The following is a 22,673-nucleotide window of genomic DNA, read 5'->3' on the forward strand; positions in this document are numbered from 1 at the left end:
ATCGACAATGTCCCTTCGCCCCGCCACCACGCTCTGGCCGCCCGTTTTACTGGGTAGCCAGTTTGTTTTTAACATTGGGTTTTACGCCGTCGTTCCCTTCCTGGCAGTATTTCTGCGCGACGACATGCTGCTCTCCGGCGGGCTCATCGGGCTGATCCTGGGCCTGCGCACGTTCTCGCAGCAGGGGATGTTTATCGTTGGCGGTGCGCTCTCGGACCGGTTTGGCGCGAAGGTCATCATCCTCAGCGGCTGTATAGTTCGTGTTTCAGGCTATCTGCTGCTGGCCTTCGGGGGATCGCTGTGGCCGATTATTCTGGGCGCGTGTCTGACGGGCGTCGGCGGCGCGCTATTTTCTCCCTCAATTGAGGCTCTGCTGGCGAAAGCGGGTACCCACAGCGAGGCGAAAGGGAAACGAAGCCGGGCAGAGTGGTTTGCGCTCTTTGCCGTCTGCGGGGAGCTCGGCGCGGTACTGGGCCCGGTTGCTGGCGCTCTGCTAACGGGGCTTGGCTTCCGCCAGGTGGCGCTGGCGGGGGCAGGCGTCTTTATCATTGCGCTAGTGGTGCTTTACTTCTGTCTGCCTGCTGCCGGGCAACGTTCACAGAAGATAAAAATAGTGCCCTGGTGGACGACGTTCCGCCAGCCGCGCTTTGTCGCCTTTATCATTGCCTACAGCTCCTGGCTGTTAAGCTACAACCAGCTCTATCTGGCGCTGCCGGTGGAGATCCAGCGCTCCGGCGGTAACGAGAAAGATCTCGGCCCGCTTTTTATGCTGGCCTCCGTTCTGATCATTACCTTACAGCTGCCGCTGGCGCGTTTCGCCCGACGCGTGGGCGCGGTGAACATTCTTCCGGTGGGCTTTTTGCTGCTTTCCGCCGCCTTTGCGAGCGTGGCAATGTTTGCGGCAACAGAACCGCCTGAGGGCTGGCTGCGGCTTCTGCCCTCGGTCTCGTTTGTCACGCTGCTGACGCTGGGGCAGATGCTGCTGGTGCCGTCGGCAAAAGATCTCATTCCGCGGTTCGCCGATGAATCCACGCTGGGCGCGCACTATGGCGCACTCTCCACCGCCGGAGGCATTGCGGTACTGGCTGGAAACTTGTTATTTGGCAGCCTGCTGGATCGCGCGCTGGTGCCTTCAACGCAGGCGATTTACCCGTGGCTTCTGCTGGCGCTCTTTCCACTCTGCAGCGCGCTGGCCCTGAACGTGATTTGCCGCCCGCTACGAAGCTGATCGGTTCACTTTTTCGGGCGATACTTCTCCGGCAGTTCCGGCACCGGACGACGGTCATCCATCAGATGGAGGACGGTCAGAATGGGGTGACGCCATAACATACGCGGGCCTGCCCAGCGCATAATCTGCTTCATCTCTTCACGTCTGGCAGGCTGGTAGCAGTGCACCGGGCATTGTTTACAGGCGGGCTTTTCTTCACCAAAAACGCACTTATCCAGGCGCTTATCGGCATAGGCGTTGAGCGCCTGATAATGCCCCGCTTCCTGAGAAGCCTGTGGACACTGCTTTGCGTACAACGCGATCATTTTCGCGATGGTCTCTTTTTCACGTGATATGCGTTTACCGGTCATAGCGACTTACCAAATAATAAGGTGCATCAATAATACACTTTAATACTGTGGATTTCAGGTGTTGCATTCCGTTTTCTGAAGCCTGATTCCACTATTAACCCTGCACCTCCTGAAAATCACTGGTATTTTATACAGGCATCAGGAATGACCGTTGTCCGTATAGTCTGGAGACCCTATGAAAGAGATCGCGATCGGCAAACCCTACCGCCATTTAAAAGTGGGATATTTCAGAAAACGTCACGAGAATCGAAAAACGAAGATACCGAAGCGATACAGCGTGCATGCGGCGCTGAGCTTAAAAGGAGACTGGCTTGAAAAGGCGGGCTTTACCACCAACTCCCAGGTCAGGGTGGGCGTTGAGCATGGAAAAATCGTCATTGAGTTAATGTCTGAAGGCACCTCGTAAAGCCGCCACATTTTTCTGCGCCGTACCTTTTTTTCATGCGACAATAGAACGAACAAACGGCCATTGAGCCGCTCAAAACGGTTTATTTTCAAAGAAATGGACATCATAACTCCATGAGCACAATCGACAATTTCGACGCACATACGCCGATGATGCAGCAGTACCTGAAGCTGAAGGCACAGCATCCGGAAATCCTGCTGTTTTACCGCATGGGCGATTTTTACGAGCTGTTTTATGACGATGCTAAACGTGCGTCGCAGTTGCTCGACATCTCGCTAACCAAACGTGGCGCATCCGCAGGCGAGCCCATCCCGATGGCCGGTATCCCGCACCACGCGGTTGAAAACTATTTGGCCAAGCTGGTGAATCAGGGTGAGTCCGTTGCCATCTGCGAACAAATCGGCGATCCGGCAACCTCGAAAGGCCCGGTTGAGCGCAAAGTCGTACGCATCGTCACGCCAGGCACCATCAGTGATGAAGCCCTGCTTCAGGAGCGCCAGGATAACCTGCTGGCGGCGCTGTGGCAGGACGGCAAAGGGTTTGGCTACGCCACGCTGGACATCAGCTCCGGGCGTTTTCGCCTGAGTGAGCCGGCTGACCGCGAAACGATGGCTGCCGAACTGCAGCGCACCAACCCGGCAGAATTGCTCTACGCCGAAGACTTCGCCGAAATGGCGCTGATTGAAGGCCGTCGCGGATTGCGCCGTCGCCCGCTGTGGGAATTCGAAATTGATACCGCGCGCCAGCAGCTGAACCTGCAGTTCGGCACCCGCGATCTGATTGGCTTTGGCGTGGAAAATGCTCCGCGCGGGCTGTGTGCCGCAGGTTGCCTGCTGCAGTACGTGAAAGACACCCAGCGCACCGCCCTGCCGCATATCCGCTCTATCACCATGGAGCGCCAGCAGGACAGCATCATTATGGATGCCGCCACGCGCCGTAACCTGGAGATCACCCAAAACCTGGCAGGTGGCGTTGAAAACACGCTCGCGTCGGTGCTCGACAGCACGGTGACGCCGATGGGCAGCCGCATGCTGAAGCGCTGGCTGCATATGCCGATTCGCGATACCGATACGCTGGTTTGCCGCCAGCAGACGATTGCTGCGTTGCAGGATCGCTATACCGAGCTGCAGCCGGTCCTGCGTCAGGTAGGCGATCTGGAGCGTATTCTTGCCCGTCTGGCATTGCGCACCGCGCGCCCGCGCGACCTCGCGCGTATGCGACATGCTTTCCAGCAGCTGCCGGAACTGCGTGCGCAGCTGAGCGACGTTGACAGCGCGCCGGTACAGAAACTCCGCGAAACGATGGGCGAATTCACCGAGCTTCGCGAGCTGCTGGAGCGCGCCATTATTGATGCGCCTCCGGTTCTGGTGCGCGACGGCGGCGTGATTGCCCCAGGCTACAACGAGGAGCTGGACGAATGGCGCGCGCTGGCTGACGGTGCGACGGACTACTTGGATAAGATGGAAATTCGCGAACGCGAGCGTCTTGGGCTCGACACGCTGAAAGTGGGGTATAACGCGGTACACGGTTACTACATTCAGATCAGCCGCGGGCAAAGCCATCTGGCGCCGATTCACTACGTACGTCGTCAGACCTTGAAAAACGCCGAGCGTTACATCATTCCCGAGCTGAAAGAGTACGAGGACAAAGTACTCACCTCGAAAGGTAAAGCCCTGGCGCTGGAAAAACAGCTGTATGACGAGCTGTTCGACATGCTGATGCCGCACCTTGCTGACCTGCAGCTCAGCGCCAGCGCGCTGGCGGAGCTGGACGTGCTGGTGAACCTGGCTGAACGGGCTGAAACGCTGAACTATACCTGCCCGACCTTTACCGACAAGCCCGGCATTCGCATTACGGAAGGCCGTCACCCGGTCGTTGAGCAGGTGCTGAACGAACCGTTCATCGCCAACCCGCTGAGCCTGTCGCCGCAGAGAAGAATGCTGATCATTACCGGCCCGAACATGGGCGGTAAGAGTACCTACATGCGCCAGACGGCGCTGATTGCTTTGCTCGCGTATATCGGCAGCTACGTCCCGGCGCAAAAAGTGGAGATTGGCCCCATCGATCGTATCTTCACCCGCGTTGGGGCAGCGGACGATCTGGCGAGCGGCCGCTCAACCTTCATGGTCGAGATGACCGAAACGGCTAATATTCTGCATAACGCGACGGAGCACAGCCTGGTGCTGATGGACGAAGTGGGACGCGGAACCTCAACCTATGACGGCCTGTCTCTGGCCTGGGCCTGTGCTGAAAGCCTCGCGAATAAAATCAAGGCCATGACGCTGTTCGCCACCCACTACTTCGAGCTGACGCAACTGCCGGAGAAAATGGAAGGCGTGGCTAACGTTCATCTTGATGCGCTGGAGCACGGCGACACCATCGCCTTTATGCACACGGTGCAGGATGGCGCGGCGAGCAAGAGCTATGGCCTGGCCGTTGCGGCGCTGGCAGGTGTACCAAAAGAGGTGATCAAGCGCGCTCGCCAGAAGCTGCGTGAGCTGGAAAGCCTCTCGCCGAATGCGGCGGCGACGCAGATTGATGGCACCCAGATGTCGCTGTTGGCGCCAGCTGAAGAAACGTCGCCTGCGGTGGAAGCGCTGGAGAACCTCGACCCGGATTCACTGACGCCGCGTCAGGCGCTGGAGTGGATTTATCGGTTGAAGAGCCTGGTTTAGTTTTCTGCGGTCTGTTTTGTCGGGTGGCGGCTTCGCCTTACCCGACCTACAAAACCCGTAGGCCCGGTAAGCGCAGCACCACCGGGCTTATTTTTACAACAGCGGCGGGATTGTCGGCACCTGCGGTGCATCATCAATATCCTTCTGCGTCATGCGGAACGCTTCCGGGTAATGCTCGCGGCTGGTACGACGCAGCGGTTCGGTATCGCGCCAGGTATAAAGACAATGCTGGCACTGGTAAACGGTCCAGACCCCTTTCACCGGTGACGTCGCCATCACTTCAATATGCTCATCGGCACAACGTGGACAAATCATCTTTTCCTCCTTATTGGCGTGCTGCCAGCATCGCGGTCAGTTTTTCAGCCCAGGCTTTAGTTTCAGGCAGATCCTGTACCGGCTGGCTGTAGTGGCCACGGGTGTCCGGTGCAACAGGCGTGGTGGCATCAATAATCAGTTTGTCGGTAATGCCCGCCGGGCTGGAGCCTGGGTCGAGTTCAAGCACTGACATGTTCGGCAGCTGCACCAGATCCCCTGCCGGATTGACCTTCGATGAGAGCGCCCACATCACCTGCGGGAGGTTGAACGGATCGACATCCTCATCCACCATAATCACCATCTTCACGTAGCCCAGACCGTGCGGCGTGGTCATGGCGCGTAAACCGACCGCGCGGGCAAAACCACCGTAGCGTTTTTTGGTGGAGATAATTGCCAGCAGACCGTGGGTGTACATCGCGTTCACCGCCTGCACTTCCGGGAATTCCGCCTTCAGTTGCTGGTAAAGCGGCACGCAGGTGGCTGGTCCCATCAGATAGTCAATCTCGGTCCACGGCATGCCGAGGTAAAGGGATTCGAAGATCGGTTTGGTGCGGTAAGAAACTTTGTCGATACGGACCACCGTCATATTACGGCCACCGGAATAGTGTCCGGTAAACTCGCCGAACGGCCCTTCGATTTCACGTTTGCGGCCTTCAATCACCCCTTCCAGGATCACTTCAGACCCCCACGGCACGTCGAAGCCGGTCAGCGGCGCGGTGGCAATCGGGTACGGGCTTTCGCGCAGCGCGCCGGCCATTTCATACTCAGACTGATCGTATTTCAGCGGCGTGGCGCCCATCAGGGTGATAATCGGGTCGTTGCCGAGAGTAATCGCGATCGGCAGATCTTGCCCGCGCTCTTCCGCTTTGTGCAGATGGAGGGCGATATCGTGCATCGGTACCGGCTGCAGGCCGAGCTTGCGCTTGCCCTTGACCTCCATGCGGTAGATCCCGACGTTCTGCTTGCCGAAATGGTCCGGGTCGAGCGGATCGCGCGAGACAACGCACGCTTTATCGAGATAAAAACCGCCGTCACCGTCGTTCAGGCGAAACAGCGGCAGGATATCGAACAGGTTAATGTCTTCACCGTCGACCGTATTTTGCGCCCAGGCCGGGTTAGCGCGGCGCTCCGGCGTAACGGGGAATTTGTCCCAGCGGCGAATAAACTCGTCGATCTGTTTTTTTACCGGGGTATTCGCTGGCAACCCCATCGATATGGCGTGGTTTTGCCACGAGCCGATGGTGTTCATCACCACGCGGGCATCGGTAAAGCCACGAATATTGTCGAACCACAGCGCGGGCGCGCCGTCGCCAATACGGCCTGTGGCGTTGGCTACCGCCGCCAGATCCGGCTCCGCATTCACCTCTTCCTCAATTTTCAGCAGTTGCCCTTGCTCATCGAGCGCCTGCAGGAAGCTTCTCAAATCATCAAATGCCATCTTTGTTCTCCTGTGAAAAATGTTTCGCCTCCCGCAACCCGTTCCATCGGCGCGCCTTTTTGTGCTCCAGACCAAACTGGTCGAGCACACGGGTCACGATATGCTGGGTGATGTCATCGGCGGTTTGCGGGTGGTTGTAATACGCAGGCATGGGCGGCACCATCGCCACGCCCATGCGGGAAAGCGCCAGCATGTTCTCCAGATGAATGGTGCTGAGCGGCGTTTCGCGGGGAACGAGCACCAGCTTGCGCCCCTCTTTCAGCACCACATCTGCCGCACGGCCCACCAGCCCTTCGGCGTAGCCCGCGCGGATCCCCGCCAGCGTTTTCATGCTGCAGGGAATGACGATCATGCCGTCGGTGCGAAACGAGCCGGAGGAGATGGTGGCGGCCTGGTCAGCCGGGCTGTGAACAACGTCAGCCAGCGCAGCAACGTCCTGCACGGTGTAAGGCGTTTCCAGTTCAATGGTTGTTTTTGCCCACTTCGACATGACCAGATGGGTCTCTACCTCCGGCATTTCCCTCAGCGCCAGCAGCAGCGCCACGCCCAGCGGAGCCCCCGTTGCTCCTGTCATTCCCACGATCAATCTCATTCATCACCTCAATCAATTTGTTCGTGTACGAACATTTATAGATAAACTACTCCCGGATCGCTCTACTGACAAGATCGTTCGCACACGATCACATTAATTGCTAAAAAATCCCGCGTTATCATCCCGGGCTTTAGCGGCTATCATAGGGGGTGATTTTTTCTGTCGGAGTGTTCATGGAACTAAGACAAGAGGCGTTCCACCTGTTACGTCAGCTTTTTCAACAGCATACCGCTAAGTGGCAACATTCCCTGCCGGAACTGACCAAGCCGCAGTATGCGGTTATGCGCTCCATTGCCGAGCACCCTGGCATTGAGCAGGTGGCATTGACCGAAGTGGCGGTCAGCACGAAGGCGACTCTGGCGGAGATGCTCAGCCGAATGGAGGCGCGCGGGCTGGTCAAACGCGAGCACGATCCCGCAGACAAGCGCCGCCGGTTTGTCTTCCTGACGCCGGAAGGCGAAGCCCTGCTTGCAGACTGCCAGCCGGTCGGCAACGAGGTGGATGAGGCGTTTTTAGGGCGTCTTAATAAGGCCGAACGGGAGCAATTCTCTGCGCTCATCAAAAAGATGATGCACGATTAATTCACCCTGGCGCGCATAAAATCAATAAAGGTGCGCACTTTCGCAGGCACGTGCCGGGCATCCGGATAAACCGCGTGGATGCCCTGCCGCGCGAAGGTATATTCCGGTAAAACCGGGACCAGTTTTCCCGCATCAAGCGCATCGCGCACCAGCCATTCAGGCAGTAACGCCACGCCACTTCCCGCAAGCGCAAAAGCCATAAGCGCCTGCGCGCTGTCGGCAAACAGGCGCGGCGCTTTTTTTATCTCAAGCATTTCAGGCGCACCGCTGGCATCTTTCACCTGCCAGCGCAGCGGCGAAGCTAAGCGCTCGTGAATAATCCAGTCGGCTTGCGCCAGCTGCGCAAGCGATTCGACCGGATGATTCATCCGCCATTCCGGCGTCGCGACGGGCAGGATGGAAAAATGTGAAATCAATGCGGCGTGGTAGCGCGAGTCGGTAAGCGTTCCCAACCGAATAGCCACGTCAAAGCGCTCTGAGATCAGATCGGCATGGAGTGAAGACGAGACATGACGCACGCGAAGCTCCGGGTGCAGCTGGCTAAACCTTGCCAGCAACGGTACCACGACCCGCGAACCATACTCAGGCGTGGTGGTGATCCGCAATTCCCCCGTGAGTCCTGCATGATTCGCGCGAACATCATCCTGCAGCCGTTCTGCGTCCTTCAGAAGCGCCACGCTGCGCTGATGAAAAAGCGCTCCCGCCTCGGTTAACGTCAGGCGGCGGGTGGAGCGCAGCAGCAGCGTCACCCCCAGCTCGGCTTCGAGCTGGCGAATATTGAAGCTGACTACGGCTTTTGTCAGGCCCAGCGCATCGGCTGCGGCAGTAAAGCTGCCGGTATCGGCCACCGCAACAAACATCTGCGTCCGCTGTAGGTTAATCATCATTACGCCTTTTACCGTCAAAATTTTTTTGACAGTATATCGCGCTTTGTCAGGTTTATCCGTGCTTCCGGGGTCGATACGATACGCCACCTCACGGGAGGATCCACCATGACGTATCGCAGCAAAGTCGCCGCTGTCTATCTGCTGGGCTTTTTTCTTGATTTGATCAACATGTTTATTGCCAGCGTCGCTTTTCCGGCGATGGCGCAAGCCCTTAACGCCACACCTTCAGCGCTTGCCTGGGTCAGTAACGGGTACATTGTCGGCCTGACGCTGGCGATCCCGTTTAGCAGCATGCTCACGCGCCGCTTCGGACCAAAACGGGTCATCCTGCTCTCGCTTTTTCTGTTCAGCGCGGCTTCTGCTGCGGCAGGCCTGTCTGCAACGCTGGAAAGTCTGATCGCCTGGCGCGTGCTGCAGGGCGTGGGCGGTGGCTTACTGATCCCCGTCGGACAGGCGCTGACCTGGCAACTGTTTCAGCCTCACGAGCGAGCCAGACTCTCCTCGGCGGTCATGCTGGTCGCGCTGCTTGCTCCTGCCTGCTCCCCCGCTATCGGGGGCCTGCTGGTGCAGATGCTAAGCTGGCGGTGGATATTTTTCGCGACGCTTCCGGTGGCCATCGTGACCTTTGTGTTGGCCTGCCTGTGGCTTAAACATGAAATACCCGCGATGAAAGCGGCCAGGCTGCTCAACCTGCGGTTGCTCGCGGACCCGCTTTTGCGTTTTGCCATGCTTGTCTATGTATGCGTTCCTGGCGTATTTATCGGGGTGAACGTTACGGGCATGTTTTATCTTCAGCACGAGGCGAACATGAGTCCAGCCGCAACGGGTATGCTCATGCTGCCGTGGTCCGTGGCATCGTTTATCGCCATCACAGCGACGGGACGCTATTTTAACCGTTTCGGCCCACAGCCGCTGATTGTTATCGGCTGCCTGCTGCAGGCGACGGGCATTCTGCTTTTGCTTAACGTCAGTTCGGCTACGCTGCTTCCTGTCGTTGCGTTTACCCTGATGGGCGCGGGGGGCAGCCTGTGCAGCAGTACCGCTCAGAGCAGCGCTTTTCTGACAACGCGCCGGGAAGAGATGCCGGATGCCAGCGCGCTGTGGAATCTCAATCGTCAGTTGAGCTTTTTTGCCGGTGCCCTGCTGCTGGCAGAGGTGCTGAGTCTGGCGCAGAGTTATCTGGCGCCGCTCGCCGCCTGGCACGGAATGTTTCTTTTTGCCGCAGGCATGACCCTATTGCCTGTACTGTACGTTTTCCGACTTAACAATACGCAGGTGCTCGACCAGCTGCGACAGGAGAATTCATGACGCCTTTTGAACACGACATTATCGACCTCCACATTGCGCTTGAAAACTGGTTAGGCAAAGGCGAAGGCGACTCCGACGCCCTGCTCGCCCGTTTCCGGCCAGATTTTCTGATGATCCCACCGGGTGGCGTTCATATCTACTATCACGGCCTTGTGGACTTTCTGCACAGTCAGCGAGGAAGCCGCCCCGGACTGAAGATCGTCATTGACGAATTATCCACGATCGAGCGCTGGGATCGTGGCGCGGTACTGCACTACCGGGAGACGCAAACCCGGCCGGACCTGCCCGTCAACGTGCGCTGGTCAACTGCGGTGCTTAATCAGGAAGGCGGCGGGATTACATGGCGTCTGCTGCACGAAACGGCCCAGCCGTAGCACAAAAGAAAAAGGCCCGTCTCACGACGGGCCTTTTTTGACGAAAGGTTGCTTATTCGCGGAACAGCGCTTCGATATTCAGCCCTTGCCCCTGCAGGATTTCACGCAGGCGGCGCAGACCTTCTACCTGAATCTGACGAACACGTTCACGGGTCAGGCCAATTTCGCGGCCGACGTCTTCCAGTGTCGCAGCTTCATACCCCAGTAAACCGAAACGACGTGCCAGTACTTCACGCTGTTTGGCGTTCAGTTCGAACAGCCATTTGACGATGCTCTGCTTCATGTCATCGTCCTGCGTGGTGTCTTCCGGGCCGTTGTCTTTTTCATCGGCCAGGATGTCCAGCAGCGCTTTTTCGGAGTCGCCACCCAGCGGGGTGTCAACCGAGGTAATGCGCTCGTTGAGACGCAGCATACGGCTTACGTCATCAACCGGTTTGTCGAGTTGTTCGGCAATTTCTTCTGCGCTTGGCTCGTGGTCCAGTTTATGGGACAACTCGCGCGCGGTACGCAGATAGACGTTCAACTCTTTGACGATGTGGATCGGCAGTCGGATCGTACGGGTCTGGTTCATAATAGCCCGTTCGATGGTCTGACGAATCCACCAGGTCGCGTAGGTTGAGAAACGGAACCCGCGTTCCGGGTCAAACTTCTCAACTGCGCGGATGAGACCTAAGTTGCCCTCTTCAATCAGATCCAGCAGAGCCAGACCACGATTGCCGTAACGGCGGGCAATTTTCACGACCAGTCGCAGGTTACTTTCGATCATGCGACGACGCGAGGCAACATCACCACGCAAAGCACGACGTGCGAAATAGACTTCTTCTTCGGCCGTTAGCAGTGGAGAGTAACCAATCTCCCCAAGGTAAAGCTGAGTCGCGTCCAGTACACGCTGTGTGGCGCCCTGCGATAACAGCTCTTCTTCAGCCAAATCGTTATCACTGGGTTCCTCTTCTACTAAGGCTTTTTCGTCAAAAGCCTCTGCTCCGTTCTCATCAAATTCCGCGTCTTCATTTAAATCATGAACTTTCAGCGTATTCTGACTCATAAGGTGGCTCCTACCCGTGATCCCTGAACGAGACACCCTGGCTGGCATGCCCCGTCAATTTATCGCTGCGGCAAGTACTGCAGCGGGTTTACGGATTTCCCCTTGTAACGAATTTCAAAATGCAAGCGTGTAGAACTGGTTCCGGTGCTACCCATGGTAGCGATTTTTTGCCCCGCCTTAACTTCTTGTTGTTCCCGGACCAGCATTGTGTCGTTATGGGCGTAGGCACTCAGGTAATCATCGTTATGTTTGATGATAATCAGATTACCATAACCGCGCAGCGCGTTACCGGCATACACAACGCGTCCGTCTGCGGTCGCGATGATAGCCTGTCCTTTACTGCCTGCGATATCGATCCCTTTGTTCCCACCCTCAGAGGTTGCGAAGTTCTCGATAATCTTGCCGTCGGTTGGCCAGCGCCATGCGGTGATGGACGAACTGGCATTCTGACTGCTTGCAGTCGGTTCAGTAGAGCTAACCACAGGTGCCGTGGTCGGTGCTGTGACAACAGTCGCAGTCCCTTTATTATTCGGCAACATTTTGTTAGCAGTCTGATCACCTGAATCCTCAGAATACGTAATTACAGGTTGTGAAGCAACCACCGTGGTGGATTTTTGTGCAGGCTTGACGCTGTTATTTTGAGCCGTCACATCGGCCGCTGAAACCGTATTGCCAGGCGTCAGTGGCGTACCCGTTGCGTTGCCCACCTGGAGCGTTTGGCCAACTTCCAGAGCATACGGGGCCTGGACGTTATTGCGCTGCGCGAGGTCACGGAAATCGTTCCCGGTGATCCAGGCAATGTAGAACAGCGTATCGCCGCGCTTCACGGTATAGGTGCTGCCGCCGGTATAGCTGCCTTTCGGAATGTTCCCATACTGACGGTTATAGACTATGCGGCCATTTTGGGTCTGAACAGGCTGTTCAACTGGCTGAATCTGCGTTGGCTGTGTAACAGGATGTTGCACAGGCTGAATTTGTGGTGTTTGCTGCGGCGCAGCAGTACCCATTTTAGGCGGAGGCGTGATTAACATTCCGCTGGACGTGTTACCGGAGCCGCTGTTTCCCCCGACGGAACTGACGGGCGCAGGCGCGTTATTGGAACTTGTACAGCCTGCCAGCCAGAGCGAAACCAGTGATAATGCCGCAACACGGCTGATGGTGAATTTAGGGCTTCCCGCGCTCATTTATCCCCCAGGAATGTGTTAACTACCAGTGACTTAAAATTTACCGTGATGACACGAATCTTTCGCGCCACACCATACGCTGAATTTGCCTTAATAACCCTGGATAAATCCGAGTCTCAGGCCAACTCCCCCTTTACCAGAGGCACAAAGCGCACGGCTTCCACGGTGTCGATAATATACTCGCCGCCGCGCCGACGAACGCGCTTTAATAGCTGCTGCTCGTCCCCGACGGGCAGAACAAGAATGCCCCCCTCATCCAGCTGCGACAAGAGCGCAGCGGGAATTTCAGGCGGAGCCGCCGTCACGATGATAGCGTCAAACGGGGCGCGAGCCTGCCAACCCTGCCATCCATCACCGTGTCGTGTCGAAACATTATGTAAATCAAGTTGTTTCAGGCGACGACGCGCCTGCCATTGCAAACCTTTGATCCGCTCTACGGAACAGACATGGTGTACCAGATGCGCCAGGATGGCGGTCTGATACCCCGACCCGGTGCCAATCTCCAGCACGCGTGAGTCGGGCGTGAGCTCCAGCAGCTCCGTCATCCGCGCCACCATATAAGGCTGCGAAATCGTCTGGCCTTGCCCGATGGGCAGCGCTACGTTTTCCCACGCTTTGTGTTCAAACGCCTCGTCTACAAATTTCTCACGCGGGACCTGAGCGAGCGCTTCAAGCACGTGCTCGTCGCGGATCCCCTGTGCGCGAAGTTGTTCCAGAAGAGTTTGTACACGTTTGCTTACCATTGCGCGTTCACTCCTGCGCGATCCAGCCAGCCCGACACCACATCATGCGCGCTATACGCGGTTAAATCTACGTGCAGCGGAGTGACCGAGACATAGCCATCATCCACGGCGGCAAAGTCGGTGTCCGGACCCGCATCGCACTTATCGCCAGGAGGCCCGATCCAGTAAAGCGTGTTGCCGCGAGGATCCTGCTGCGGGATCACCTGATCGGCCGGATGCCGGCTTCCGCAGCGCGTAACGCGAATGCCCTTAATTTCATTGAGAGGAAGATCCGGCACGTTGATGTTGAGAATGCGCCCGGTACGCAGCGGCTCGCGGCCGAGCGCCCGCAGGATCGAGCAGGTCACCGCGGCGGCGGTATCGTAGTGCGTGTGCCCGTTTAACGAGACCGCCAGCGCCGGGAACCCCAGATGGCGCCCTTCCATTGCCGCCGCTACCGTTCCGGAGTAAATCACGTCATCGCCGAGGTTCGGCCCGGCGTTAATGCCGGAGACGACGATATCCGGACGCGGGCGCATCAGCGCGTTCACGCCCAGAAACACGCAGTCCGTCGGCGTGCCCATCTGCACGGCAATATCGCCATTTTCAAAGGTAAAGGTGCGAAGCGACGACTCCAGCGTCAGTGAGTTAGACGCTCCACTGCGGTTACGATCGGGGGCCACAACCTGCACATCCGCAAATTCACGGAGGTGCTTCGCCAGGGTCTGAATGCCCGGCGCGTGGATCCCGTCATCGTTACTCAGCAATATTCGCATAATCACCCGAGGTGTTGATTAGTTCCCTGACAACACTGGTGGCAAAGCTACCTGCCGGCAGCCAGAAGCGTAACTCGACGGTCACGTCATCCCACCAGTTCCAGCTTAACTGCTGCGGATAGAGCAGCATCGCACGGCGCGCTGCTTCGACTTTTTCCCGCACCAGCAAGGATTGTAATTCCGGCGCATCCGCCACGGCGGACTGCTCAGCGCTCAACGCATCGCCCTGGGTGCCCCAGTCGCCTGAGCCCGGCAAAGCTGCGGTAATCATCAGCGCTTTGGCGTCCACGCGCGACTGCACATCGGCCATTTCTTCGGCCGTTGCCACAAACCAGCTTCCGCGTCCCGCTAATTGTAGCGCATCGCCAACAACAACTTGATTCGCGTCCGGTTTTTTCAGCCTTTCGCTCACAATCTGATTAAACAACGCGCTGCGGGCCGCCGACAACCAAAAACTGCGTTTATTCCTGTCGCGCACCGGCGCATCGCTTTGCGCCCAGCGCAGCGCGCCCTGTAGGTTGCTGCCGCCAATGCCAAAGCGCTGCGCGCCAAAGTAGTTCGGAACGCCGCGTTCATTGATGGCATTCAGGCGCTTTTCAACGTCTTCACGGTTAGTCACTTCGCGCAGCACCAGCGTAAACGCGTTGCCTTTCAACGCCCCCAGGCGCAGCTTGCGCTTGTGGCGGGCGTACTCCAGCACCTTACAGCCTTCAAGCTCAAATTTGCTTAAATCAGGCATCGCATTGCCGGGTACGCGGGCGCAGAGCCACTGCTCGGTGACGGCGTGTTTATCTTTCTGCCCGGCAAAGCTCACTTCCCGGGCGTGAATTTTGAGGAATTTTGCCAGCGCGTCGGCCACAAAGCGGGTGTTGCAGCCGTTTTTCAGAATACGCACCAGGATATGTTCGCCTTCGCCATCGGGCTCAAAGCCCAGATCCTCCACCACGAGGAAATCTTCCGGGCTGGCTTTCAGCACCCCGTTCCCCTGCGGCTTGCCGTGCAGGTATGTCAGATTATCGAAGTCCGTCATTTTGCCGCCTTCACCAGCAGCGCCACGGCTTCACAGGCAATCCCTTCGCCACGACCGGTAAAGCCCAGCTTCTCCGTGGTGGTGGCTTTGACGTTGACGTCGTCCATATGGCAGCCCAGATCTTCAGCGATAAATACGCGCATCTGCGGAATGTGCGGCAGCATTTTCGGGGCCTGGGCAATAATCGTCACGTCGACGTTGCCGAGGGTGTAACCTTTCGCCTGAATACGGCGCCACGCTTCGCGCAGCAGTTCGCGGCTGTCCGCCCCTTTAAAGGCCGGGTCGGTGTCCGGGAACAGCTTGCCGATATCACCCAGCGCGGCAGCGCCGAGCAGCGCGTCGGTCAGCGCATGCAGCGCCACGTCGCCATCAGAATGCGCCAGCAGCCCTTTTTCGTAAGGAATACGTACGCCGCCAATGATAATTGGGCCTTCTCCGCCAAAGGCGTGTACATCAAAACCGTGTCCAATTCGCATTATGCCTTCTCCTGATGGGTCGAACGGGTAAGATAAAATTCCGCGAGCTGTAAATCTTCCGGGCGCGTCACTTTTATATTATCAGCGCGCCCTTCAACAAGCGTGGGGTGAAAACCGCAATACTCCAGCGCGGAGGCTTCGTCCGTGATGGTCGCGCCTTCATTAAGGGCACGCGTTAAGCAGTCGTGGAGCAGTTCGCGGGGGAAAAATTGCGGCGTCAGCGCGTGCCATAAGTCGACGCGCTCAACGGTGTGGGCGATGGCACGCTTGCCCGGCTCGGCACGCTTCATGGTGTCGCGCACCGGCGCGGCCAGAATGCCGCCCACTTTACTGGTTTCGCTCAGCGCCAGCAGGCGTGCCAGGTCGTCCTGATGCAGGCACGGACGTGCCGCGTCATGGACCAGCACCCATTGGGCGCTTCCGGCAGCCTGAATGCCCGCCAGCACGGAATCGGCGCGCTCGGCGCCGCCATCAACTACGGTAATCTGTGGGTGGTTTGCCAGCGGCAGCTGCGCAAAGCGGGCATCGCCGGGACTGATGGCGATGACCACGTGCGTCACCCGCGGGTGCGCCAGCAGCGCCGCCACGGCGTGCTCAAGGATCGTTTTATCGCCAATTGAGAGGTACTGCTTGGGACATTCTGTCTGCATGCGCCGGCCAAAACCTGCGGCCGGCACCACGGCACATACGTCCGAAAAAGTTGCTGCCATGTCGTAATCCTGGGCCTGATTATCGATTGTTTTGTGCTGAGCCCTGATTGCGTTTAGACGCATCCGGAACCAGACGATAAAAGGTTTCGCCCGGCTTAGTCATACTGAGTTCATTGCGTGCGCGCTCCTCAATCGCCTCCTGGCCGCCATTGAGGTCATCAATTTCAGCAAAGAGTTGATCGTTACGCGCCTTAAGTTTGGCATTTGTTGCCTGCTGAGCCGCGACGTCATCGCTCACCCGGCTGTAGTCGTGCAGCCCGTTCTTACCGAACCACAACGAATATTGCAGCCAGACCAGCAAAGCCAGCAACAGCAGCGTTAGTTTACCCATCCTGCCCCCTGAAAAAACGGCATCATCATCCCATAACTTTCCGTTCGACTCTACTGCGGGGTTTTAATTATGTCGCAAGTTAGCCCATCAGCCATAAAAACAGCAGGCCAAAGATGACGACAACGGTGGCAATCGTGATAACCGTACTGTACAGGAGCTTGCCGTTGAAAAGGGAGTGCAGCGCAACCCCGACAACGACCGCAACGGGCATCAGCGCCAGGAAGAAGGGCCAGGTGTAGAGAAAGAAGAAAAGGGTGTTACCACCGTAGATCAAAAACGGGATACCCAGCGCCAGTAACCACGACGCAAAGCCGACTATCGCCCCAGGGAAGGACCAGGTCGTCTCATTGTCGGTGGTTAACGGTTCCGACCCGGTGGTAATAATGTAGTTTTCACTGTTGCGCATAGCTAATCCTGTGACCGTGACTCATCGTTCGGGAAGACAGCTCCCGAACGATACCGCCTCAGGATCTGATAATATCGTCCCGTCTGAGCAGGTCTAATAATTGGCTTACTAAATTTGTTACCAATTGTTGACCTTCCAGGTGAATCTCAGGCGATTCAGGCGCTTCGTAAACCGAGTCAATTCCGGTGAAGTTTCGCAGCTCGCCGGCACGCGCTTTTTTGTACAGCCCTTTCGGATCGCGCGCTTCGCAGATCTCCAGCGGCGTATCGACAAACACTTCGATAAAGCGATCCTGACCCACGCGCTCGCGCACCATCTGGCGCTCGGCGCGGTGCGGCGAGATAAACGCCGTCAGCACCACCAGCCCGGCGTCTGCCATCAGGCTGGCGACTTCACCTACCCGGCGAATGTTCTCTTTGCGGTCGTCGTCGCTGAACCCCAAATCGCTGCACAGGCCGTGACGCACGTTGTCGCCATCCAGCAGGTAGGTACTTACTCCCTGCTGATGCAGCGCCTCTTCCAGCGCGCCCGCCACCGTGGATTTACCGGAGCCAGACAGCCCGGTAAACCACAGCACCACCCCACGGTGGCCGTGAAGCTGTTCGCGCTGGGCGACGGTGACCGGATGAGGATGCCAGACGACGTTCTCATCATGGGCGGCCATTACTTGCCTCCCAGCAGATCGCGGGCGCCCCAGTGCGGGAAGTGCTTACGCACCAGCGCGTTCAGCTCCAGCTCGAAGGCGCTGAACTCAGAGGTCACGCTCGCCTGCGCGTTAGGCTCGCGCACCATGCCCGCGCCGACGGTAACGTTGGTCAGGCGGTCAATAAAGATCAGCCCGCCCGTCACCGGGTTCTGCTGATACGGATCCAGCACCAGCGGCTCGTCGAAGGTCAGATCCACCAGGCCAATACCATTCAGCGGCAGCTCGCTCACGTCACGGTGGGTCAGGTTGTTGATGTCCACCTGGAACTGAATGCCGTCCACGCGGGCGCGGGTTTTCTTGCCCGCAATTTTGATGTCGTAGCTCTGGCCTGCGGTCAGCGGCTGTTCGGCCATCCACACCACGTCCACGGAAGCGCCCTGCACCGCCGCCAGCGTCTCCTGCGCGTCGACCAGCAGGTCACCGCGGCTGATATCAATTTCGTCTTTCAGCACCAGCGTGACCGCTTCCCCTGCCCCGGCTTCCTGCAGGTCGCCGTCGAACGTCACGATGCGAGCGATTGCTGACTCCACGCCGGATGGCAGCACCTTCACGCGCTGCCCCACCTTCACGGAACCGGAAGCAATAGTGCCGGAGAAGCCGCGGAAATCGAGGTTTGGACGGTTCACGTACTGCACCGGGAAGCGCATTGGCTGAGTGTCGACCACGCGATGAATTTCAACGGTTTCGAGCACTTCCAGCAGCGTCGGGCCGCTGTACCACGGCATGTTTGCGCTCTGGGAGGCGACGTTATCCCCTTCCAGCGCCGAGAGCGGCACAAAGCGAATATCCAGGTTGCCCGGCAGCTGTTCGGCAAAGGTCAGGTAGCTCTGGCGGATCTCCTCGAATTTTTCTTCGCTGAAGTTCACCAGATCCATCTTGTTGACCGCCACCACCAGGTGCTTGATCCCCAGCAAAGTGGAGATAAAGCTGTGGCGACGGGTTTGATCCAACACGCCTTTACGGGCGTCCATCAGCAGGATCGCCAGATCGCAGGTGGATGCGCCGGTCGCCATATTGCGGGTGTACTGCTCGTGCCCCGGGGTGTCGGCGATAATAAACTTGCGCTTCTCGGTGGAGAAATAGCGATAGGCCACGTCGATGGTGATGCCCTGCTCGCGCTCCGCCTGCAGGCCGTCCACCAGCAGCGCCAGGTCAAGTTTTTCGCCCTGGGTGCCGTGACGCTTGCTGTCGTTATGCAGGGAAGAGAGCTGATCTTCATAAATCTGGCGCGTGTCGTGCAGCAGGCGGCCAATCAGGGTACTTTTCCCGTCATCCACGCTGCCGCAGGTCAGAAAGCGCAGCAGGCTTTTGTGTTGTTGGGCGTGCAGATACGCTTCCACGCCGCCTTCGTTGGCAATTTGTTGAGCAATAGTGGTGTTCATGGCGGCTCCTTAGAAATAACCCTGACGTTTCTTCAGCTCCATGGAGCCTGCCTGGTCGCGGTCAATCACGCGCCCCTGTCGCTCGCTGGTGGTGGACACCAGCATCTCTTCGATGATCTCCGGCAGCGTCTGCGCGTTCGATTCCACCGCGCCGGTCAGCGGCCAGCAGCCGAGGGTACGGAAACGGACCATCTGTTTTTTGATCACTTCACCCGGCTGCAGGTCGATACGATCGTCGTCAATCATCATCAGCATGCCGTCGCGCTCCAGCACCGGGCGCTCGGCGGCCAGGTACAGCGGAACAATCTCGATGTTTTCCAGATAGATGTACTGCCAGATATCCAGCTCGGTCCAGTTAGAGAGCGGGAAGACGCGAATGCTTTCGCCCTTGTTGATCTGGCCGTTGTAGTTGTGCCACAGCTCCGGGCGCTGGTTTTTCGGATCCCAGCGATGGAAGCGGTCGCGGAAGGAGTAGATACGCTCTTTAGCACGGGACTTTTCTTCGTCACGCCGCGCGCCGCCGAAGGCCGCGTCAAAACCGTACTTGTTCAGCGCCTGCTTCAGCCCTTCGGTTTTCATGATGTCGGTATGCTTGGCGCTGCCGTGGACGAACGGGTTAATGCCCATCGCCACCCCTTCCGGATTTTTGTGCACCAGCAGCTCGCAGCCGTAGGCTTTGGCGGTACGGTCGCGGAATTCGTACATTTCGCGGAATTTCCAGCCGGTATCCACGTGCAGCAGCGGGAACGGCAGCGTGCCCGGATAAAACGCTTTACGCGCCAGGTGCAGCATGACGCTGGAATCTTTACCGATGGAGTACATCATCACCGGGTTAGAGAACTCGGCGGCCACTTCGCGGATAATATGGATACTTTCCGCTTCGAGCTGCCGCAGGTGAGTAAGTCGTTTTTGGTCCATAACCGTTCCTTAAGCCAAATTTACAACAGAAGAACCAAAGCCTTCTGTATCGGTTGTGTGTTGGAACCAGGCGAGGGTGCTGTGCAGCTGCACCACCTCTCCCACCACGATCAGGGCAGGCATCGGGGCGTCTTTCGCCAGGGTTGCAAGGTCTTGTAATGTGCCGATAGCAACATGCTGATCGACGCGCGTACCGCGAGAAATGACGGCAACGGGCGTCGTCGCCTCGCGACCGTGCTGAATAAGCTGTTCGCTGATGTCTGCGGCCTTCATCGTGCCCATGTATATCGCCAGCGTTTGTCGGCTCTGGGCGAGGTGCGACCAGTCGAACGGCGTGCTGTCGGCCTTGTAGTGCCCGGTCACAAAGGTGACGCTCTGGGCGTAATCGCGATGGGTCAGCGGAATGCCGGCGTAGGCCGTCACGGCTGACGCCGCCGTGATGCCGGGCACCACCTGGAACGGTACGCCCGCCTCGGCTGCCGCCTGCAGTTCTTCACCGCCGCGACCGAAAATGAACGGGTCGCCCCCTTTCAGGCGCACCACGGTTTTGCCCGCTTTCGCGGCGTCAATCAGCATCTGGTTGGTATCGTGCTGCGGCACGGAGTGTTCCCCTGCCCGTTTGCCGACGCAGATTTGCTCCGCATCGCGACGGATCAGCTCGCGCACGCCATCGGTGACCAGGTGGTCGTAGAACACCACGTCCGCATCCTGCAGAACCTGCAGGCCGCGCAGCGTCAGCAAACCGGCATCCCCCGGCCCGGCTCCCACCAGAATAATTTCCCCGCCCGTACTGCCGGGGTTATCCAGTTCGTCTTCGAGAATTTTCTGCGCCGCCGTCTCATTGCCCGCCTGCATCAGGCTGGCAAAGCGGCCGCGAAATACGCGCTCCCAGAAGCGACGGCGTTCCGTCACGCTGGTCAGGCGGTTTTTCAGATGGTTGCGCCAGTAGCTGGCTTTCTCCGCCATGCGCCCGAGGCTGGTCGGCAGCAGCGCTTCGATCTTTTCCCGCAGCACGCGCGCCAGCACCGGCGCGGTGCCGCCGGAGGAGATCGCCACCAGCAGCGGCGAGCGGTCAACGATCGACGGGAAGATAAACGAGCATAAAGGCTGGTCGTCCACCACGTTCACCAGACGGTAACGGGCCTGGGCCGCGTCGGAGACCCGCCGGTTAAGTTCCCGATTTTCAGTCGCCGCAATCACCAGCACCACGCTGTCGATCTGTGACTCGTCGAAATCCGCCTCTTCAACAACCCGCACCTGTGCCCCTGCGCGCTGCAAAAACGCGATTTTGCGATCGGCAATTTCTCCCGTGCCGACAACCAGTACCGGTCGGTCTTTTAAGGCGGCAAAAAGGGGCAGATAGTCCACAGGCAACAACTCACTAACAACGAGGAATAGAGGGACTATAGGGGGCGGCTTAGATCGAATGAAATTACGAATTGGAATGAGTAGTTACTCAATGGAATAACGCCGTGAAAAAGCAAATACCAAAAAATGCTTAACACGCGAAATTTCGGGCATTTAAGAGCAATTCAAATTGTGTATGGACGATCACAGTTTCATACTATGCACGTTATTATTTTGCTCTGTTTTTAAGGACTCACTATGTTTTCCGCAACGCGCCACCGTATTGCTGCCCTGGCGCTCGGCGTTTGCTTTATCCTTCCGGCTCAGGCAAAAAATCAACCTTATGGTGAAATCGCCACTATGCAGGCGCGACATATTGCGACGGTTTTCCCTGGCCGCATGACCGGTTCACCCGCGGAGATGCTCTCCGCCGACTATATTCGCCAGCAGTTTGCACTGATGGGCTACCAGAGTGACATACGCTCGTTTCACAGCCGCTACATCTATACCTCACGCAATAAAACGCAAAACTGGCATAACGTGACCGGCAGCACGGTGATTGCGGCGCATGAGGGGAAAGCGGCTGAGCAGATTATTATCATGGCGCACCTGGATACCTATGCGCCAATGAGCGACGCCGATATTGATAATAACCTCGGGGGACTGACGCTGCAGGGCATGGACGATAACGCAGCGGGTCTCGGTGTGATGCTTGAACTGGCTGAACGCCTTAAAAATATTCCGACGAAATACGGTATTCGCTTTGTGGCGACCAGCGGCGAAGAAGAAGGAAAACTCGGCGCTGAGAATCTCCTTAAACGGATGAGCGCTGAGGAGAAGAAAAATACGCTGCTGGTGATTAACCTCGATAACCTGATCGTGGGCGATAAGCTCTATTTTAATAGTGGACAGAGCACGCCGAGCAGCGTGCGTAAACTCACCCGCGACCGTGCGCTGGCGCTTGCCCGTACGCATGGCGTCTATGCCGCAACAAACCCAGGCGGTAACCCGGATTATCCAAAAGGCACTGGCTGTTGTAACGACGGGGAAGTGTTTGATAAGGCAGGCATTCCGGTGCTGTACGTCGAGGCGACGAACTGGGCGCTGGGCAAAAAGGATGGCTATCAGCAGCGCGCTAAATCGAAAGCGTTCCCGGACGGGACCAGCTGGCATGATGTGCGGCTGGATAATCAGCAGCACATTGATAAAACGCTGCCGCAGCGGATTGAGCACCGCAGCCGCGACGTGGTGAAAGTGATGCTGCCGCTGGTGAAGGAGCTGGCGAAAGCGGGCAAAGCCTGAGGTTTTTAAGTATAGCGGGGCCTGATGCCCTCACCCCAACCCTCTCCCACTGTACGGTCCGGGGACATAGTGAACACTTGTTCGGGGACATGGTAGACACTTACAACTGAGGCATAAGAACCCGTTTATGGAGTCGCTTATGCCCTGGGATGCGAGAGATACCATGTCATTACGTACCGAGTTT

General features: G+C 57.7%; 25 protein-coding genes. 7 read left to right on the plus strand and 18 right to left on the minus strand.

Translation table 11 applies throughout. The features are described 5' to 3' along the window. Positions 1-7: 7 nt before the first annotated feature. The gene (locus ACMWL8_RS13325) at positions 8-1,228 is read left to right on the plus strand and encodes an MDR family MFS transporter (protein ID WP_045261244.1); all 1,221 of its coding nucleotides are present in this window, start codon (positions 8-10) and stop codon (positions 1,226-1,228) included. A 5-nt stretch (positions 1,229-1,233) separates the two neighbouring features. On the opposite strand, the gene ACMWL8_RS13330 is transcribed toward ACMWL8_RS13325, so the two are convergent. Next, positions 1,234-1,578, minus strand: coding sequence for a nitrous oxide-stimulated promoter family protein (locus tag ACMWL8_RS13330; RefSeq protein ID WP_028014227.1), 345 nt, complete (start codon positions 1,576-1,578; stop codon positions 1,234-1,236). 175 nt (positions 1,579-1,753) lie between these two features. Between ACMWL8_RS13330 and ACMWL8_RS13335 the strand changes: the two genes are divergently transcribed. Both ACMWL8_RS13335 and mutS read left to right on the plus strand, forming a co-directional pair. Then, positions 1,754-1,984 carry a SymE family type I addiction module toxin gene (locus ACMWL8_RS13335; protein WP_045261243.1) on the plus strand — a complete coding sequence of 77 codons (231 nt, stop codon included), beginning with the start codon at positions 1,754-1,756 and terminating at the stop codon, positions 1,982-1,984. Between the two features lie 113 nt (positions 1,985-2,097). Continuing rightward, positions 2,098-4,659 (plus strand): DNA mismatch repair protein MutS, encoded by a 2,562-nt coding sequence (gene mutS / locus ACMWL8_RS13340; RefSeq protein ID WP_414751594.1) that lies wholly within the window; start codon positions 2,098-2,100, stop codon positions 4,657-4,659. Between the two features lie 93 nt (positions 4,660-4,752). Here mutS and ACMWL8_RS13345 read toward each other — a convergent pair whose 3' ends face one another. The 3 genes from ACMWL8_RS13345 to ACMWL8_RS13355 are packed head-to-tail and all read right to left on the minus strand — an operon-like array spanning position 4,753 to position 7,004. Continuing rightward, complete coding sequence (locus tag ACMWL8_RS13345; protein ID WP_045261241.1) at positions 4,753-4,974, minus strand: non-oxidative hydroxyarylic acid decarboxylases subunit D; 222 nt, start codon at positions 4,972-4,974, stop codon at positions 4,753-4,755. A gap of 10 nt (positions 4,975-4,984) precedes the next feature. Further along, a complete protein-coding gene (locus ACMWL8_RS13350) occupies positions 4,985-6,412 on the minus strand; it encodes a non-oxidative hydroxyarylic acid decarboxylases subunit C (RefSeq protein WP_414751595.1) in 1,428 nt (475 codons plus the stop codon). Further along, the gene (locus ACMWL8_RS13355) at positions 6,402-7,004 is read right to left on the minus strand and encodes a non-oxidative hydroxyarylic acid decarboxylases subunit B (RefSeq protein ID WP_045261240.1); all 603 of its coding nucleotides are present in this window, start codon (positions 7,002-7,004) and stop codon (positions 6,402-6,404) included. The genes ACMWL8_RS13350 and ACMWL8_RS13355 overlap by 11 nt, the downstream gene beginning before the upstream one ends. 173 nt (positions 7,005-7,177) lie before the next feature. On the opposite strand from ACMWL8_RS13355, the gene ACMWL8_RS13360 reads away from it, so the two are divergent. Further along, positions 7,178-7,585 carry a MarR family winged helix-turn-helix transcriptional regulator gene (locus tag ACMWL8_RS13360; protein WP_028014232.1) on the plus strand — a complete coding sequence of 136 codons (408 nt, stop codon included), beginning with the start codon at positions 7,178-7,180 and terminating at the stop codon, positions 7,583-7,585. On the opposite strand, the gene ACMWL8_RS13365 is transcribed toward ACMWL8_RS13360, so the two are convergent. Beyond that, positions 7,582-8,469 (minus strand): LysR family transcriptional regulator, encoded by an 888-nt coding sequence (locus ACMWL8_RS13365; protein ID WP_045261239.1) that lies wholly within the window; start codon positions 8,467-8,469, stop codon positions 7,582-7,584. The genes ACMWL8_RS13360 and ACMWL8_RS13365 overlap by 4 nt on opposite strands. Positions 8,470-8,577: 108 nt before the next feature. On the opposite strand from ACMWL8_RS13365, the gene ACMWL8_RS13370 reads away from it, so the two are divergent. Together ACMWL8_RS13370 and ACMWL8_RS13375 are read left to right on the plus strand one after the other, a co-directional pair. Continuing rightward, entirely contained in the window at positions 8,578-9,780 is a 1,203-nt protein-coding gene (locus ACMWL8_RS13370) for an MFS transporter (RefSeq protein ID WP_045261238.1), read from the plus strand. Beyond that, the gene (locus ACMWL8_RS13375; protein ID WP_045261237.1) at positions 9,777-10,154 is read left to right on the plus strand and encodes a DUF4440 domain-containing protein; all 378 of its coding nucleotides are present in this window, start codon (positions 9,777-9,779) and stop codon (positions 10,152-10,154) included. Before ACMWL8_RS13370 ends, ACMWL8_RS13375 begins: the two co-directional genes overlap by 4 nt. 52 nt (positions 10,155-10,206) lie before the next feature. Here the strand turns inward: ACMWL8_RS13375 and rpoS are convergent, their stop codons facing one another. From rpoS to cysG, 13 genes are all read right to left on the minus strand, one after another. Beyond that, entirely contained in the window at positions 10,207-11,199 is a 993-nt protein-coding gene (gene rpoS, locus ACMWL8_RS13380; protein ID WP_013098493.1) for an RNA polymerase sigma factor RpoS, read from the minus strand. Positions 11,200-11,258: 59 nt separating this feature from the next. Further along, positions 11,259-12,383 carry a murein hydrolase activator NlpD gene (gene nlpD / locus ACMWL8_RS13385; RefSeq protein ID WP_041908436.1) on the minus strand — a complete coding sequence of 375 codons (1,125 nt, stop codon included), beginning with the start codon at positions 12,381-12,383 and terminating at the stop codon, positions 11,259-11,261. Between the two features lie 116 nt (positions 12,384-12,499). Continuing rightward, positions 12,500-13,126 (minus strand): protein-L-isoaspartate(D-aspartate) O-methyltransferase, encoded by a 627-nt coding sequence (locus ACMWL8_RS13390; protein WP_028014237.1) that lies wholly within the window; start codon positions 13,124-13,126, stop codon positions 12,500-12,502. Next, complete coding sequence (gene surE, locus ACMWL8_RS13395; protein ID WP_041908434.1) at positions 13,120-13,881, minus strand: 5'/3'-nucleotidase SurE; 762 nt, start codon at positions 13,879-13,881, stop codon at positions 13,120-13,122. Before surE ends, ACMWL8_RS13390 begins: the two co-directional genes overlap by 7 nt. Further along, the gene (gene truD / locus ACMWL8_RS13400; RefSeq protein WP_045261236.1) at positions 13,862-14,911 is read right to left on the minus strand and encodes a tRNA pseudouridine(13) synthase TruD; all 1,050 of its coding nucleotides are present in this window, start codon (positions 14,909-14,911) and stop codon (positions 13,862-13,864) included. Before truD ends, surE begins: the two co-directional genes overlap by 20 nt. Beyond that, complete coding sequence (gene ispF / locus ACMWL8_RS13405; RefSeq protein ID WP_006811766.1) at positions 14,908-15,387, minus strand: 2-C-methyl-D-erythritol 2,4-cyclodiphosphate synthase; 480 nt, start codon at positions 15,385-15,387, stop codon at positions 14,908-14,910. Before ispF ends, truD begins: the two co-directional genes overlap by 4 nt. Continuing rightward, the gene (gene ispD / locus ACMWL8_RS13410) at positions 15,387-16,097 is read right to left on the minus strand and encodes a 2-C-methyl-D-erythritol 4-phosphate cytidylyltransferase (protein ID WP_028014240.1); all 711 of its coding nucleotides are present in this window, start codon (positions 16,095-16,097) and stop codon (positions 15,387-15,389) included. The genes ispF and ispD overlap by 1 nt, the downstream gene beginning before the upstream one ends. A gap of 19 nt (positions 16,098-16,116) precedes the next feature. After that, positions 16,117-16,428 carry a cell division protein FtsB gene (gene ftsB, locus ACMWL8_RS13415; protein WP_003862095.1) on the minus strand — a complete coding sequence of 104 codons (312 nt, stop codon included), beginning with the start codon at positions 16,426-16,428 and terminating at the stop codon, positions 16,117-16,119. Positions 16,429-16,507: 79 nt separating this feature from the next. Then, positions 16,508-16,834, minus strand: coding sequence for a DUF3561 family protein (locus ACMWL8_RS13420; protein WP_028014241.1), 327 nt, complete (start codon positions 16,832-16,834; stop codon positions 16,508-16,510). Positions 16,835-16,892: 58 nt separating this feature from the next. Continuing rightward, a complete protein-coding gene (gene cysC, locus ACMWL8_RS13425) occupies positions 16,893-17,498 on the minus strand; it encodes an adenylyl-sulfate kinase (RefSeq protein ID WP_028014242.1) in 606 nt (201 codons plus the stop codon). Further along, positions 17,498-18,922, minus strand: coding sequence for a sulfate adenylyltransferase subunit CysN (gene cysN / locus ACMWL8_RS13430; RefSeq protein WP_045261235.1), 1,425 nt, complete (start codon positions 18,920-18,922; stop codon positions 17,498-17,500). Before cysN ends, cysC begins: the two co-directional genes overlap by 1 nt. A gap of 9 nt (positions 18,923-18,931) precedes the next feature. Further along, entirely contained in the window at positions 18,932-19,840 is a 909-nt protein-coding gene (cysD, locus tag ACMWL8_RS13435; protein ID WP_008499613.1) for a sulfate adenylyltransferase subunit CysD, read from the minus strand. 9 nt (positions 19,841-19,849) lie between these two features. Further along, positions 19,850-21,199 (minus strand): siroheme synthase CysG, encoded by a 1,350-nt coding sequence (cysG, locus tag ACMWL8_RS13440; protein ID WP_162196524.1) that lies wholly within the window; start codon positions 21,197-21,199, stop codon positions 19,850-19,852. A 246-nt stretch (positions 21,200-21,445) separates the two neighbouring features. Between cysG and ACMWL8_RS13445 the strand changes: the two genes are divergently transcribed. Next, a complete protein-coding gene (locus ACMWL8_RS13445) occupies positions 21,446-22,489 on the plus strand; it encodes an aminopeptidase (protein WP_045261234.1) in 1,044 nt (347 codons plus the stop codon). The last annotated feature ends 184 nt before the right edge of the window (positions 22,490-22,673 follow it).

Origin of the sequence: Enterobacter sp. 04-C-12-SI-ECC (assembly GCF_047530715.1) — a bacterium.
GTDB lineage: Bacteria > Pseudomonadota > Gammaproteobacteria > Enterobacterales > Enterobacteriaceae > Enterobacter > Enterobacter bugandensis.

Excerpts from the sequence above, each read along its gene's own strand:
- rpoS (WP_013098493.1), bottom strand. The coding sequence starts at position 11,199 with ATGAGTCAGAATACGCTGAAAGTTCATGATTTAAATGAAGACGCGGAA.
- ACMWL8_RS13345 (WP_045261241.1), bottom strand. The coding sequence starts at position 4,974 with ATGATTTGTCCACGTTGTGCCGATGAGCATATTGAAGTGATGGCGACG.
- ACMWL8_RS13390 (WP_028014237.1), bottom strand. The coding sequence starts at position 13,126 with ATGGTAAGCAAACGTGTACAAACTCTTCTGGAACAACTTCGCGCACAG.
- ACMWL8_RS13370 (WP_045261238.1), top strand. The coding sequence starts at position 8,578 with ATGACGTATCGCAGCAAAGTCGCCGCTGTCTATCTGCTGGGCTTTTTT.
- ACMWL8_RS13375 (WP_045261237.1), top strand. The coding sequence starts at position 9,777 with ATGACGCCTTTTGAACACGACATTATCGACCTCCACATTGCGCTTGAA.
- ACMWL8_RS13335 (WP_045261243.1), top strand. The coding sequence starts at position 1,754 with ATGAAAGAGATCGCGATCGGCAAACCCTACCGCCATTTAAAAGTGGGA.
- cysN (WP_045261235.1), bottom strand. The coding sequence starts at position 18,922 with ATGAACACCACTATTGCTCAACAAATTGCCAACGAAGGCGGCGTGGAA.
- ACMWL8_RS13330 (WP_028014227.1), bottom strand. The coding sequence starts at position 1,578 with ATGACCGGTAAACGCATATCACGTGAAAAAGAGACCATCGCGAAAATG.
- ispF (WP_006811766.1), bottom strand. The coding sequence starts at position 15,387 with ATGCGAATTGGACACGGTTTTGATGTACACGCCTTTGGCGGAGAAGGC.
- cysC (WP_028014242.1), bottom strand. The coding sequence starts at position 17,498 with ATGGCCGCCCATGATGAGAACGTCGTCTGGCATCCTCATCCGGTCACC.
- truD (WP_045261236.1), bottom strand. The coding sequence starts at position 14,911 with ATGACGGACTTCGATAATCTGACATACCTGCACGGCAAGCCGCAGGGG.
- ACMWL8_RS13360 (WP_028014232.1), top strand. The coding sequence starts at position 7,178 with ATGGAACTAAGACAAGAGGCGTTCCACCTGTTACGTCAGCTTTTTCAA.
- ACMWL8_RS13420 (WP_028014241.1), bottom strand. The coding sequence starts at position 16,834 with ATGCGCAACAGTGAAAACTACATTATTACCACCGGGTCGGAACCGTTA.
- ispD (WP_028014240.1), bottom strand. The coding sequence starts at position 16,097 with ATGGCAGCAACTTTTTCGGACGTATGTGCCGTGGTGCCGGCCGCAGGT.
- ACMWL8_RS13350 (WP_414751595.1), bottom strand. The coding sequence starts at position 6,412 with ATGGCATTTGATGATTTGAGAAGCTTCCTGCAGGCGCTCGATGAGCAA.
- ACMWL8_RS13325 (WP_045261244.1), top strand. The coding sequence starts at position 8 with ATGTCCCTTCGCCCCGCCACCACGCTCTGGCCGCCCGTTTTACTGGGT.
- ACMWL8_RS13355 (WP_045261240.1), bottom strand. The coding sequence starts at position 7,004 with ATGAGATTGATCGTGGGAATGACAGGAGCAACGGGGGCTCCGCTGGGC.
- cysD (WP_008499613.1), bottom strand. The coding sequence starts at position 19,840 with ATGGACCAAAAACGACTTACTCACCTGCGGCAGCTCGAAGCGGAAAGT.
- ftsB (WP_003862095.1), bottom strand. The coding sequence starts at position 16,428 with ATGGGTAAACTAACGCTGCTGTTGCTGGCTTTGCTGGTCTGGCTGCAA.
- mutS (WP_414751594.1), top strand. The coding sequence starts at position 2,098 with ATGAGCACAATCGACAATTTCGACGCACATACGCCGATGATGCAGCAG.
- nlpD (WP_041908436.1), bottom strand. The coding sequence starts at position 12,383 with ATGAGCGCGGGAAGCCCTAAATTCACCATCAGCCGTGTTGCGGCATTA.
- surE (WP_041908434.1), bottom strand. The coding sequence starts at position 13,881 with ATGCGAATATTGCTGAGTAACGATGACGGGATCCACGCGCCGGGCATT.
- ACMWL8_RS13365 (WP_045261239.1), bottom strand. The coding sequence starts at position 8,469 with ATGATTAACCTACAGCGGACGCAGATGTTTGTTGCGGTGGCCGATACC.
- ACMWL8_RS13445 (WP_045261234.1), top strand. The coding sequence starts at position 21,446 with ATGTTTTCCGCAACGCGCCACCGTATTGCTGCCCTGGCGCTCGGCGTT.